Origin of the sequence: Pseudanabaena sp. CCNP1317 (assembly GCF_034931345.1) — a bacterium.
In the GTDB taxonomy this organism is placed as follows: Bacteria; Cyanobacteriota; Cyanobacteriia; order Pseudanabaenales; family Pseudanabaenaceae; genus Pseudanabaena; species Pseudanabaena galeata.
Genome location: NZ_JAYGIF010000008.1, coordinates 30305 through 43928 on the forward strand (window position 1 = coordinate 30305; position 13624 = coordinate 43928).

General features: G+C 43.3%; 12 protein-coding genes. 5 read left to right on the forward strand and 7 right to left on the reverse strand.

The features are described 5' to 3' along the window. Positions 1–6 precede the first annotated feature (6 nt). The 4 genes from VB775_RS04645 to petC all read right to left on the reverse strand — a co-directional run bounded on the left by VB775_RS04645 (position 7) and on the right by petC (position 4328). Positions 7–1332, reverse strand: coding sequence for a M16 family metallopeptidase (locus VB775_RS04645; protein ID WP_281009133.1), 1326 nt, complete (start codon positions 1330–1332; stop codon positions 7–9). 88 nt (positions 1333–1420) lie between these two features. Then, the gene (locus VB775_RS04650) at positions 1421–2428 is read right to left on the reverse strand and encodes a hypothetical protein (protein ID WP_281009134.1); all 1008 of its coding nucleotides are present in this window, start codon (positions 2426–2428) and stop codon (positions 1421–1423) included. Between the two features lie 290 nt (positions 2429–2718). Next, on the reverse strand, positions 2719–3702 hold the full coding sequence (locus tag VB775_RS04655; RefSeq protein WP_281009135.1) for an apocytochrome f: 984 nt from the start codon (positions 3700–3702) through the stop codon (positions 2719–2721). 86 nt (positions 3703–3788) lie between these two features. Further along, positions 3789–4328, reverse strand: coding sequence for a cytochrome b6-f complex iron-sulfur subunit (gene petC, locus VB775_RS04660; protein WP_190576956.1), 540 nt, complete (start codon positions 4326–4328; stop codon positions 3789–3791). A 496-nt stretch (positions 4329–4824) separates the two neighbouring features. On the opposite strand from petC, the gene VB775_RS04665 reads away from it, so the two are divergent. Continuing rightward, positions 4825–6564, forward strand: a complete 1740-nt coding sequence (locus tag VB775_RS04665) for a serine/threonine-protein kinase (RefSeq protein ID WP_281009136.1) — start codon at positions 4825–4827, stop codon at positions 6562–6564. 166 nt (positions 6565–6730) lie between these two features. Here the strand turns inward: VB775_RS04665 and VB775_RS04670 are convergent, their stop codons facing one another. Further along, the gene (locus tag VB775_RS04670; RefSeq protein WP_281009137.1) at positions 6731–8989 is read right to left on the reverse strand and encodes an Rne/Rng family ribonuclease; all 2259 of its coding nucleotides are present in this window, start codon (positions 8987–8989) and stop codon (positions 6731–6733) included. 573 nt (positions 8990–9562) lie between these two features. Here VB775_RS04670 and VB775_RS04675 point away from each other — a divergent pair. The 3 genes from VB775_RS04675 to ribH all read left to right on the forward strand — a co-directional run bounded on the left by VB775_RS04675 (position 9563) and on the right by ribH (position 11888). Continuing rightward, positions 9563–10972: a histidine phosphatase family protein gene (locus VB775_RS04675; RefSeq protein ID WP_281009138.1), complete on the forward strand. Its 1410-nt coding sequence runs from the start codon at positions 9563–9565 to the stop codon at positions 10970–10972. A gap of 121 nt (positions 10973–11093) precedes the next feature. Further along, positions 11094–11282 (forward strand): photosystem II reaction center protein PsbZ, encoded by a 189-nt coding sequence (psbZ, locus tag VB775_RS04680; protein WP_072143510.1) that lies wholly within the window; start codon positions 11094–11096, stop codon positions 11280–11282. A gap of 117 nt (positions 11283–11399) precedes the next feature. Continuing rightward, a complete protein-coding gene (ribH, locus tag VB775_RS04685) occupies positions 11400–11888 on the forward strand; it encodes a 6,7-dimethyl-8-ribityllumazine synthase (RefSeq protein ID WP_281009139.1) in 489 nt (162 codons plus the stop codon). Positions 11889–11911: 23 nt separating this feature from the next. Here the strand turns inward: ribH and VB775_RS04690 are convergent, their stop codons facing one another. After that, a complete protein-coding gene (locus VB775_RS04690) occupies positions 11912–12355 on the reverse strand; it encodes an RrF2 family transcriptional regulator (protein ID WP_281009140.1) in 444 nt (147 codons plus the stop codon). Positions 12356–12422: 67 nt separating this feature from the next. Further along, positions 12423–12578: a hypothetical protein gene (locus tag VB775_RS04695; RefSeq protein WP_281009141.1), complete on the reverse strand. Its 156-nt coding sequence runs from the start codon at positions 12576–12578 to the stop codon at positions 12423–12425. Between the two features lie 337 nt (positions 12579–12915). On the opposite strand from VB775_RS04695, the gene VB775_RS04700 reads away from it, so the two are divergent. After that, complete coding sequence (locus VB775_RS04700) at positions 12916–13575, forward strand: sigma-70 family RNA polymerase sigma factor (protein ID WP_281009142.1); 660 nt, start codon at positions 12916–12918, stop codon at positions 13573–13575. Positions 13576–13624: the final 49 nt, after the last annotated feature.

Below are 13624 nucleotides of genomic sequence, written 5' to 3' on the forward strand. Positions count from 1 at the left end.
TACCATTTAAGGTTTGACAATCAAAATACCGTAGGCATCAGGATTGAGATATTTACGAACGGCGGCTTGGATATCCTCTTTGGTGATGGATTTCATGAGATCGGGATAGTTTAAAGCTGGCTCTAGCGAACCGACAATGCGATCGTAATAGCCATAAATACCAGCGCGTTCCTTGGGTGATTCATTGCCAAAGATGAAACGATTGCTGACTTGAGTGCGGATTTTGGCAAGCTCCTCATCGGTGACGGGAGTTTCATGCAATTTGAGGATATGTTCGCGAATTGCCTCTTCAACGATCGCTACATCTTCCACATTCAACTTCGCAAATACTTGAAAAGTTCCTTGCCAACGCATCGCTGAATTGCTCACAGAAATGCGATCAACAATGCGTCGATTTTCGCGCAAGTCCTGCACCATCCGCGAAGTGCGTCCACTACCGAGAATGTTTGCCAAAATACTTAAGGGATAGGTTTCCGCTAAATCTCTTAAACCAGCGACGCGCCATGACATGCTCAGTCTGGCTTGCTTCAGACTTGAATCAGTGACTTCGCGCCGCACAACTTCCGTAAATGGCTTTTCGGATGTAAAGTCTTTGTGCTTTGGCTTGACAGCGATCGCATCTCCTTCTTTTCGTGTCTCAAAATAATCCGCAATCACACCAATCATCTCGCTGACGGGTAAATTGCCAACAACGGCGATCGTCATATTTTGAGGTGCATACCATTGGCGATGAAACGATCGCATTTGCTCTGAGGTGACGTTTTCAATTACATCTACGGGGCCCAGAACAGCACGACGATAGGGTAACTGCTCATACACTAATTCCGAAATATGACGATAAATACGGCGATCGGGATTATCTTCACTGCGCCGAATTTCTTCTAGTACCACATGCCTTTCGCGCTGAAATTCTTCGTCAGGAATGCTAGATTTTAGAACTATATCCAGTTGTAGAGGTGCAAGTTTCGCAAAATCCTTAGGCGCAACATTGATATAAAAATGCGTGTAGTCCTGACTAGTAGCCGCATTAGTATTACCACCATGAGACTCGATCGCCTGTTCAAATTCCCCTAAGCCAAGGCGATCGCTGCCCTTGAACACCATATGCTCTAGGAAATGTGCCATACCGTTGATGTCATCACTCTCGACCGCAGAGCCAACGTCAACCCAAATACTGAGATTGACCGCATCAACAGGAATCTGTTCGGCAATAATCTTTACCCCATTGGGCAGGATATGCTGAGTGGGAGCAGTGGAGACTGAAGCCTGATCAAGATCAGCTTGATCAAGAGCAGCTACATCTAACCGACGTGGAATGACGATCGCTGGCATGGCAAATTCAAGGTTTTTTACTAAATTTTTAAATAAAAATCGCTTTTATATTTGATTCTAGGTGGCGCATAGCGTCACCTAGCCAAAATCACATTCTTTTTAGAGCTTGCAATTTGTAATAAGCTTCTCGCAGTTGCAAGCCAGAAGTATCTTCTAGCATAGCAGCAAAATCATAGGACTCTTGGTAAGCAGCGCGTGATTTTGGCAGATTTCCAAAAGATAAGTACAAATCACCCAAATATCGCTGAGCGATCGCCGCCGTTTCGCGATCGCCCATCACCAAAGCCAAGCTAGAGCGATTTTGCAATAATTCTTCAATGCGATAAAAGTTAGGGACTTCGAGATAGGCGGCAATCAAGCGATCGCTAGCAACTGCCATCAATGGATAATTGCGATATTGGCGGGCGATCGTTAGAGCCATACCATAGTCCTTGATCGCTGATTTGTAATTATCCAACGACATGAAACTATCGCCGCTATTGACATAGACATAGCCTTCACCGATCGCCTCACGGAGTGGATATTTTTTGATAGATGCATAATAGAGCTTGATCGCCGCTAGATGGTCACCGTAGCGCCCTGCAATTAAACCTTTGTTATTCAGAGCAAGCGCGGTATTCAGTCCTTGATCATTTTGAATAGCCAGATCAAGAGTTTCGTTGTTGAGTTTCGCCGCAGATTCTAGTTTGTTTTGGGCAATCTCAAAACTGACCAAATTATTGGAGCTTTCTAACTTTGCGCCATTGTCTTGCAAAGTATTGGCATAACGGATTCTTTGGCGAGTTGTATCTTGAGCGGCGTTCGCTGCTCCCATCATTTCATAGGCATCGCTCACCCTTGCCAGTGTGTAGGCGATCGCAGGTTGGTCATTAATGCGACGGTAATAGCCGATCGCATAGAGCCAAGTCTTAATGGCTTCGCGTGGTTTGCCATCTTTGAGTTGTACATAGCCAAGATCAAGCAAGCGATCGGCTTCATTGCGAACAGCCCGATTTGCGGGGTTAACAGTTGTGTGTTGCGCCTGTGTCGGCATCGGCACAATGATCGCCCCCACAAATGCCGCTAAAATCGTTGCGCCAATATTAGCAACTGACATTTTCTGATGCTTTCTATACATATCCCTACATCCTCACCAATAAGGTGGACATATTGTAGCGACATAAAAGCAATTTTTTATAGAAGTTTTCTGACTTTTTCTGACGTTAACGTGAGTTCGATATAGCCATTTGCGGCGTGCTTCGCACGCCGCAAATGGCGAAAAATGGTAAGAATCGCTTAGCGATTCTTACCATTTTTCGCTTTCGTCGAACTGACGTTAACTAAAATATAGGCAAGCAAAATAAAAAAGCACCCAATGGGTGCTTTTTTATTTAAATATAGTGCAATTTAGAAATTCATTTCTGCGGCTTGGACTTTTTCGACTTGCTTCTTCTTCAGTACCAACAAAATTTGGGTAACGATGACCGAAGCAAAGAATGCTAGCAACCACTGAATGCGGCGAGGATCTTGAAGGACGATTTCGCCATCATGCTGACCAAAACCACCAATATTAGGATTTGTGGTTAGAGGAGAACCAACTTTCACATCACTACCAGGTTCTACAACTAGTTCAGCACCAGCAGGAACCTTCTCAACAGCAATACTGCCATCAGTAGTCTGAACTGAAATTTCATAACCACCGTAGATACCTTCATCTTCATTTGGGGCGATCGGGCTAATTTGCGTAACTAGACCAGAAACAGAAGAAGTATATTCGTTGTTATTGCTCTTTTCGCCAGTAGGATAAACCTGTCCACGACCACGGTTGCCACCAGCACTGACTGAATATTTCAAGAAGTGAACATTCTTGTCCTTAGCAGGATCGGGAGCAAGTACAGGAAAAACAATTTCCGAATAATCATCACCAGATACGGGACCAACTAAAACAATATTTTCTTGGGTATCACTGTAGGGTTGGTAATAGGTATCCTTGGTCTTTTCCTTCAGTTCTTCAGACAAGCGATCTTCAGGAGCAATCTTAAATCCTTCAGGCAATACTAAAACTGCACCAACGTTCAGACCTGTTTTGCTGCCATCAGCACTTACTTGTTGTTTGGTGTGATCGTAGGGGAGTTTGACAACGGCTTCAAATACGGAGTCGGGTAGCACTGCTTGAGGTAGTTCTAATTCGATTCCCTTTTGGGCGAGGTGGCAGTTAGCGCAGACGATGCGACCTGTAGCTTCGCGAGGATTTTTGTAAGCTTCTTGAGCAAAATAAGGATATGCAAAAGCAGAGGGGGCATTAAGCCCGAATAGTAAAGTTAAACTTGTGAGGACACATAGACTGACTCCCACAATCAAACGATTAGCACGGAACAAAGCTTTTTTCATGTATAAGTTCAAATGTAATTCAAATACCAATTTCGATATGTTAAGGATAGACGGCGCTCCTCGTCGTCTATCCTTAACCCTTTATTTTAAGCCCACCAAGGTGCTTCATTAGTGCGGAAGTCAGTTTCTGTCCATGTGCTAAATTGCACCACATCATCGCTAACTGTGGCATGGGCAAGGGCTAGAGACAATGGCGCGGGACCCCGTACAACTTTACCTTCAGCGTTGTACTGAGAGCCGTGACAAGGACACATAAATTTATTTTCGGCAACATTCCAAGGCACAACGCAACCAAGGTGTGTACAAACTGCGTTTAGTCCATAGGAAGCAATTTCTTTATTGTCGGTAACGACAATATAAGTAGGATCGCCTTTAAGTCCTTGAGCAAGTACGCGATCGCCTGCTTGATGATCTGCCAAGAACTTTGAAGCAATTACATCATTACCTAGTGCGTCCTTAGCAGCAACGCCACCGCCAGTTCCACCGCGAGAAGGTGGGACAAAATAGGCGAGGAAAGGACCTGCGGCTCCAAGGGTGGTTACGGCCGCAGAACCCCCTAAAATTAAGTTCATAAATTGACGACGGCCCATGCTAGGGACATCGGCGGATGCAGAAGCTTGACTCATAAATTTGACTAAGGATTTGGCTGAGAAATATTACGTTTTATATATCACTTCCTACCATGATATCGACAATCTTTGGACTTCTCTCTAGTTGTTTTGCAACGAAATGTTAAGCGTCGTGATTTTAGAGAATATTGTTAAGCTTAACGGTAGTTGGATTTAAATTTCTGTAACTTACTGATGTTACGTGGAATGAAGATTGCCCTCACCCCCCATCCCCCTCTCCCATAGAGGAGAGGGGGAGCAAAATCCAGAAAATTCTTGTTCCCCTCTCCCAAAGGGCGAGGGGCTAGGGGTGAGGGTCTTAGAAACTTCCACGTAACGTCAGTAACTTAATCAAGAACCAAATTTTTGAAGGTATTGCGAAGCCGCACCCTCAAAAATCGGATCTTGACTTTGTGGTGAGGCTTTAAGTGGTTTGGGTTAACAGAGGGGGTAAGCTTAGCTGAACTAGTTTTAATTTTTCTGATTAATTTTCCTGAGACTTGATTATGCCCATATGAATGAAAAATACCCTTCGCAGTTCTCTAAGTATCGGATCTTAGGCTTAGTTGGCAGAGGACAATTTGGCAAGGTTTCATGTGCAAGGATGCGAGATACTGGCAAATTGGTCGCGCTCAAAGAACTGGAACATCAGCGATTTCCTACTAGTAAGCTTTTACGCGAATTGCGCTTTTTATTGACCCTACAGCATGAAAATATTGTTACCTGTTCAGCGCTAATGCATCATCAAAACTATCGCTATTTAGTGATGGACTACTGCGAGGGGGGTACACTCCGAGATCTGATGAGCCATAGCAAAACCCTATCAGTGCAGCAATGCTTTGATTTAATTCATGATATTTTGCTGGGTTTAGAACATGCCCATGCCGCGAATATTATCCATTGTGATATTAAGCCTGAAAATATACTGCTAAAGATTACGGCTAATGGATGGCTTGCCAAAATTTCCGATTTTGGTATTGCTAAGCTCAGTCAAGAAATCGGTACTGATAGCAACAATAGTGGCTCGCCTGGTTATATGGCTCCTGAACGGTTTTATGGTCAATTTTCAGCAGGCTCGGACATTTATGCAGTGGGGATTATTTTGTATGAGCTTCTGGTTGGCAAGCGACCATTTACAGGAATGCCTACGGAATTGATGAATGCTCACTTAAATCATCGGATCGTTATTCCTGATAGTTTGCCCCGATCGCTTGCCAAGATTATTACGCGATCGCTAGAGAAATTACCAAAACGTCGATACATTTCAGCCTCGGAGATGCGCCAAGATCTAGAAGCAATTCGCTCTGAAGATTTTAGCCATGTTCAAATGGGGCTTGATGCTGAAATTTGTACGACAGTTTTCTTTGACCAGAAATCGCAACATTTTGCCCAAAAAGATACACCTGAAAAGATTGTTGGGCTAGTTGGTGCAGAAAAATCGCGTTTTTATAGTACTTCTAGTTTTCTTCTGCACTGGCATAGTTTGACTTTGGATCAGTCTGAACAGATCGCCAAATCTGAATATGAAATTGAGGCGATCACTTTTGCAAGAAAGACCTTATTTGCGATCACCAAGCGCTCGATCTATCAGTTTGGGCAAGTAAAACCAAAATCTTTGTATCAATCATCTCAAGCCTTCAAATGGGCTATTTCTCCCCATGGTGATTGGTTTGCCGTATCTACGGGTAAACAATTAGAAATCCGAAATTTAGTTTATGGTCGAGCAATGCGCTTGGAGTTTGCCACTAGAGACTTAAGTTGCATCATTGCCTTCGATCAACATCATTTGTTAGCGATCGCTAATAAGCCAGAAAATAATGAAAGTCGGGCGATTGTTATTTCGCGACGTTGCAATATTATGTATCGCTTATCTCTGCCCATACCGATAGATTCTGGAATTGCTACATTTACCAGCGATCGCGTACTTTTGCTAGAAGCAGGTAATCATAAAAATATCTATCTGCTTGACATCAAGCCCTATCGGCTGATGCGAATTCCCTTAGAGTATGAAGTCTTAATCATGTCTGCAACCCCTTGGGGTTATGTGATTACCGCTAGTTACAATGAGCATCAGACTATTTTAATGTTGTTAGATTTGCGCGGTAATAATATTAATAACTTGATTATTGATGGCGAAGTGACAGCGATCGCTCCGATTGATATCAATTTATTAGCGATCGCAATTTCTGATAAATCAGGTTACAAGCTACACGCCATCAATCTTAAAAAACTAGAAATTGATCTGGTTTTCTAGAACAACGTGAGTTCGATATAGCCATTTGCGGCGTGCGAAGCAAGCCGCAAATGGCAGAAAATGGTAAGAATCGCTTAGCGATTCTTACCATTTTCTGCTTTCGTCGAACTGGCATTTTTTTAATTCACTAAAGTGTGGCCACACTTTAGTGAATTGGCATAATTTTTTATGGTTGATTTGCGGAAGATCGCTTACGTCGAGAAGCTTCAGGTGATTGAATTGGCACAAACTCCTTAGAATTTTCCGATGACTCAGATCTTGAGTCTAAATTTTCTTCGGTGTTTGATGAATCAATTGGTTGCGCCCGATTTACTCTCAAAATTACACCGTTGGAAGTACCATTTTTGACAGGGTTAATCACTGGATTCATGGTTACAGTTTCAGTTGGTGGCTCAATGATTTCTTCTTCAGATTCAGTTAAGCTTTCGGCAAATTGTTCTTCTCGCCCCACCGAAAGATTTACGTCGGTACTTGATTCAAACCTTGAATCAGATCTTGATTCCATCAGTGATTCCGATCTTGAACGAAGATGACCAATATTATTCGCAATTTTTGGCGCTTGCCCTGGTAAAGCCACAGTCACAATCACATTGCGAGGATCTTTAACTTCACGATCTAATAATACCAAGGGAGAAACACCAATTTGCGAATAAACATCTTGCTCTTCTTCAGTCATTTCCACCACAACTACCTCTGGTGGCTCAATAACTTTGGTGCGAATTTCTCGCTTATTAGGTCGCTCAGGTAAATTCTCAGGTACAACTACAGGCGCAGCATCAATTACCTCGACTAATTCTTCGCTAGGCTCGGCGATCGCCTTAGCTGCAGGAATGCTCGGCAAAGATAACTTACTTGGAACTGACCGATCAACTATGACTTCGCGCTCGATGCGTGGCTCAAAACGTGGCTCAACTAGAGGCTCAATCCTTGGCTCGAAACGCGATCGCACATCCGCAGGTATAACTTTTTCTGGTTCACGCGACTCCCGTGGATCTTTGTTGAGGATGGCTCGTTTTCCGCGTCTACGTAGATTGCCACGTTCTTGATAGCTAGGATGGTTCACCAAATTAGGCTCAAGTCCACCACCCAACTCCGAATCGCCATCTTCATACTCAGAGGTAAAATCAAGCTGATTCGATTGTTTTGATTCCCAAGTGCGTGATGTAGCATCAACAGGTTGTCCCGCCGCTTCCCCAGGTAAGTGCATTAGATGCCCCAAACCACCACAGGTCGAACAAGGACGACCAAACAATTCGTAAATACTCTGACCTTGGCGCTTACGGGTAAGCTCAACTAGCCCCAATTCAGTAAGCTGAGCAATTTGAGGACGGGACTTATCTGCGCGTAACGCTTTATTAAAATGTTCTAAAAGTTGCAATTGATCGCGGCGAGTGTCCATATCAATGAAGTCCACCACAATTACGCCAGCAATATTTCGCAGACGAATTTGACGAGCAATCTCCACGGCCGCTTCGCAGTTTGTCCACAACACCGTCTCACGAGAGGTTTGGGACTTGGTAAAGGAGCCAGAGTTAACATCGATGACGGTCAATGCTTCGGTTGGCTCAATAATAATGTAGCCACCACTGGGCAGATCGACCCTAGGCTTAAGGGCTTCACGGATACCTGCATTTACCCGAAAATATTCTAAAATCGGTGTGCGCTCACGATGATGGTCTAGCATTAAGCCGCTAGGAATTTTGCCATCCGCCCAGCCCAATAAATGTTGCTTAATACGACGTAGCCCATCGCTAGTATCGGTGACAATGCGATTTACTTCAGTGCTATAAAGATCGCGCAATACTCGTTGTACAAAATCCCGTTCGCGATCGAGTAACGTCGGCTGGCGCGTAGTTGCCACATCCTGCTGAATGCCCTCCCACTGGCGCTGTAAATTATCGAGATCCTCAATGATCTGCTCCTCTGGCATTCCGTCGGCTTCAGTCCGCACCAATATACCCATACCCGCAGGCTTAACCAAAATGGCAAGGGCGCGAAGACGGTTACGTTCAGCCTCACTGCGAATGCGTCGAGATAGGTTCACCCCCCGACCAAATGGCAATAGCACAACATAACGACCGGGTAATGAAATATTTCCTGTTAGTCTGGGACCTTTATTTCCTGTTGGCTCCTTCATCACCTGCACCAGCACACGCTGTTGCGGTACGACTAGATCGCTGATCGATCCAGACGATCGCCGCATTTTTAAGGGGCCAAGGTCAGTAATGTGAATAAAGCCATTGCGATCGCCATCGCCAATATTGACAAAAGCCGCATCAATACTAGTTAAAACATTTTCGACAACGCCCAAGTAAACATCCCCGACTTGGTGAGTTCCTGCGGCCACAACAATTTCTTCAATTTGATCTTCACTAAAAACAGCAGCAATTCGATACTGCTCGGCAATAATTATTTGCTTTGGCATTCAATTTCCTCAGAATTTCTTCGATTCAAAAGAGCCAGCCTAAGAACCTACCAGAAAAATATTTTTTCTAAACTTCGTATAAAAAATATTAAAAAAAATATCTTTCAAACCCTTTAATAAACAGACTCAAAAAGTCTTAGGGGCTTTACAACAGAACATACCAATAACGAAAATAAGAAAAAATTTCGATTGCAATCTGTCTATATCGTCAACCAGCCATCTTAGCTATGTACCGAGCTAATAACTGGTCGTTGTGTCTGCTCTGACATCACGATAACGAGGCATATTGCTTTGTATGGAAAATTGGTGGGGTTTCGTTAAAAGAATTAGTTATTTCTTAGACTGGCGTTTATTAGACTATCTAAAAGGTGCTTACACCATTTGCCTACAGCATTCAGCCTGTAAGTAAAACAGCGTACTTGATGGTTCAAGTTTATGATTATGGTTGGTAAGCTCGATTACTTAACCAGCAGCTAGATGCGTTTTAGCTAGCAGCCAGCTTAAGCCTATCGTAGTATTATAGCGCAGCGTTGAGCGTTACAATTTCTTAATAGTGTTTTAATATTGATAGTTATGTTAGGGGTTCGGCTGCGCTGTACCTCCAACTTTAAAAATCAAGAAAATGAGGGTAAAGTTCTGAGTACGCGAGTAGTTATCGTCCGTCACGGCGAAAGTAATTTCAATATCTTAAGCAAAATTCAAGGACGAGGTAATTACGATCGCCCAGAATTGCAGTCTGTCTTGACGGACAAGGGAAAACAGCAGGCTAAGCTCGCAGGAAAAGCGCTATCAAATCTCAATGTTGATGTTGCCTATGCTAGTCCTTTAGTACGTGCTCAAAATACTGCGAAACTTATTTTGGTTGAAAATTTTAATCCTCCAGAACTAAGAACAACTGATGGTTTACTCGAAATTGATCTCAGTGAATGGGAATCGATGATCGCTGGTGACGTTAAAGAGCAGTTTCCTGAAAAATATCATCTCTGGCAAAATGAGCCAGAAAAATTTCAATTAGGCGATCGCTACCCCATCCTCGACTTATTTGCACAAGCCAAAGCTTTATGGAATGAGATTTTAGTCAAACATCAAGATCAAACAATTTTGTTGGTGGGGCATAGCGGCATTAATCGCGCTCTAATTTGCTCGGCGATCGGTATTCCTGTGAGTCTGTATCACAATATTCAGCAAGTTAACTGCGCCATAAGTGTCCTCAATTTCCAAGGAGCAAGTATCACCGACGGCGTGCAGCTTGAATCTCTCAACCTTGCTAGTCATCTTGCCGATATTTCAGGTTCACCATTACCCCCTGTCAAGAAAAATCACAATGGTCCGCGTCTATTATTAGTTCGTCATGGTGAAACTGAGTGGAATCGTCAAAAACGTTTCCAAGGACAAATCGATGTCCCCCTCAATAACAATGGTCATGCCCAAGCGCGACGAGCCAGTGAATTTTTGGCAAAGGTTAAAATCGATAAAGCATTTAGCAGCCCGATGTTGCGCCCTAAAGACACGGCTCTAGAAATTTTAAGCAAGCACCCCAACATTAAGCTGGAGTTATTTGATGAACTCAAAGAAATTTCCCATGGTCTCTGGGAAGGCAAATTTGAACATGAAATCGAAGCTGAGTTTCCCGGAGAACTAGCTCTCTGGCAAGCTCAACCTGAAACCGTGCAAATGCCTGAAGGTGAGAATTTACAGCAGGTTTGGGATCGTGTGGCAATTATTTGGCAAAAGATTGTCGAGTCTGTTCCCGCAGGTGAAACGGCGCTGGTTGTCGCCCACGATGCGGTAAACAAAGCGATTCTTTGCCTATTATTTGACTTTACCCCTGAGCAGTTTTGGGTATTTAAGCAAGGTAATGGTGGTGTCAGTGTGATTGATTATCCTCAAGGCGCACAGGGCAGTCCAATCTTGCAATCTGGAAATATTACGACGCACCTATCTGAAGGTGTGCTCGATCGCACTGCCGCAGGCGCTTTGTAATTTGAAGTAAATGGTGCTTCAGTACCATTTACTTCAAACCTTAAGAGAGACGCATTTTCTGCTAATTTGGTGTAAAGGATTTGTCTTAGTATTTTGTTTTAGTATTCGGAGTTTAAATAAAGTGACTATTCTATTCCAACTTTTATTGGCAGCTTTTGTATTGTTTTCCTTCGTTTTGGTGATTGGTGTACCCGTAGCTTACGCATCCCCTAGCTCTTGGAACCAAACAAAACCTCTGTTATTTCTTGGCTCTCTGATTTGGTTAGCATTTGTAATTGTCATCGGCATTTTGAATGCTTTTGTAGCTTAGACATAGCTAATAAAGCCCCCCAAAAGTTTTACAACACCTTGCTAAGCAAGGTGTTGTAAAACTTTTACTTTGCTTAATTTTGATTAATATTTGAAAATTGCTACAAATTAAAATTCTATGACCGTTTTTGAAGGTAGCTTTACCAATACAGATAGTTTGCGCTTTGCGATCGTGGTAGCTCGGTTTAATGACCTGATCGTCGGTAAGCTTCTCCAAGGATGTCAAGATTCGTTATTGAGACATGGTGTTGATGTTTCAGAAACTGGTAGCCAAGTTGATTATGCATGGGTTCCAGGAAGTCTGGAAATATCAATGGTGGCAAAGAAATTAGCAGATTCAGGTCGTTATGACGCAATTATTTGCCTAGGGGCTGTCATTCGCGGGGACACTCCCCATTTTGACTATGTGGCTAATGAGGTTTCTAAGGGAGTTGCGGCAACCTCTTTCCAGACTGGTGTACCGATTATTTTTGGGGTGTTGACCACTGACACGATGCAGCAGGCGCTAGAACGTGCAGGCATCAAGGGTAATAAAGGTTGGGAATTTGGGATGGCGGCGATCGAAATGGCTAACCTCATGCGCCAAATTCGCTCGAAATCTGTTTAAATAAACGAGCAAAGCTCGTTTATTTAAACTATAAATCCTCCGCTTTGTCCTTGAGACGCTTGCCAACTGCGGGCATCGTAATATAAATCTTCTAAACAAATACTGTAAAGAGCATCCTTAAGCTTGCGATCAAGTCTTTGCCATAGGGCAAATGTGACCCAATCAGAGGCGAGTTTTTCCTGTGGCTTGAGTCTGGGCAAAGGATAGGTATCTTCGCCAACTGCCGATAAAATTTCGCCCAGAGAGATGTCTTTGGGCGATCGCTTCAGCTTATAACCACCTTGCACGCCACGAATTGACTCCACCAAATCTGCTTGACGCAAAGCGATCAAGATTTTTTCTAAATAGGGGGCAGGAATCGATTGGCGATCGCTAATTTCGCGGACTGAGGCAGGCTTGCGTTTTGCCCAAACCACTAGATCGAGCATCGCCTTCACACTGTAATGACCTTTTCTGGTTAGTTTCATGATTTCACTGCAACCGATAGCGAACAAGGGGCTTAAGCCCCTTGTCTACGCTCAGTACCGATGATGTTTAAAAAAGAAAAGATAGATCAACGGGAGCAGGTAGCATTTCGCCGCCACGCCAATCAAGTACTTGTACCAAAATCAAATAGCCCACACCCAAAACTACGGCGACAACGCCCGTCAACACTGATATCCACTGCGATCGCTGCATAAGTAAAACCAAATAAATTTAAGTAAAAAAATTAGGTGGAAAATCTAAGGAAACCTACGAATTAGCAAAAACACCCAAACTAACTGCTATTATCCCTCTTGAAATATCTTTAAATATCGATATTTAGAAGTACATTGCGCTGATAACAACAGATTTTTTGGGAAAGTCTTACTTAGTAAGACTTTCCCAAAAAATCTATGGGTTTATTAATGTGGCAAAGTGTTATATATCAAGTAAAGCTCTGTTTTGGTAGGAACAAACTTTGATAATTCTCCGTCCTAGAACTTGAAGATAAAAACACAGACATTTAGTCATGTGCAGATTCAAGTCCAGTAGGAGCGAGTAATTGATGAGTTATAGCCTATCTTGGTCAACCAGCATCGGAGGGTACAAGCCCTCCAACTCCGTGTCCGTTGATAAGCTCCCCATCGTTGAATTGGTACAACTGTGCCAAACCGAAGCGCAAACCAGTAGGTCTGCGTTTGCAGAACTTATGCGACGTAATCAATCCTATGTCGATCAAGTACTATACAAACTCGCTCCTGACTGGCAAGATCGCGCTGATCTTGCTCAAGAAGTATGGCTGCGTGTTTACCGAAATATCAAGCGCTTACAAGAGCCAGAAAAATTTCGTGGTTGGCTGAGTCGGATTGCCACAAATTTGTTCTATGACGAATTGCGTAAACGCAAACGAGTTGGCAACTCCGTTTCCCTCGACGCACCATTTATGTCTGGCGATGGTGATGAAATGAGTTGGGACTTACCTAGCGCGGCTCCTAGCCCAATCGAGAACATGTCTACGCAGGAGTTCTATGACCAACTTCGCAAAGCTATTCAAGATTTACCTTCTAGTTTCCGAGAAACCATTGTGCTAAGGGAAATTCAAGGTTTATCTTACGAAGAGATTTCGGAGTTAACAGGTGTATCGCTTGGTACAGTCAAATCACGTATAGCTAGAGCAAGATTGAAGCTACAAGCGCAACTACAACCCTATTTGTCCAATATGTAACGAGGGGTGTATTTAAGTTATGAGTGCTAACCAAATTTTTAATAGTTCT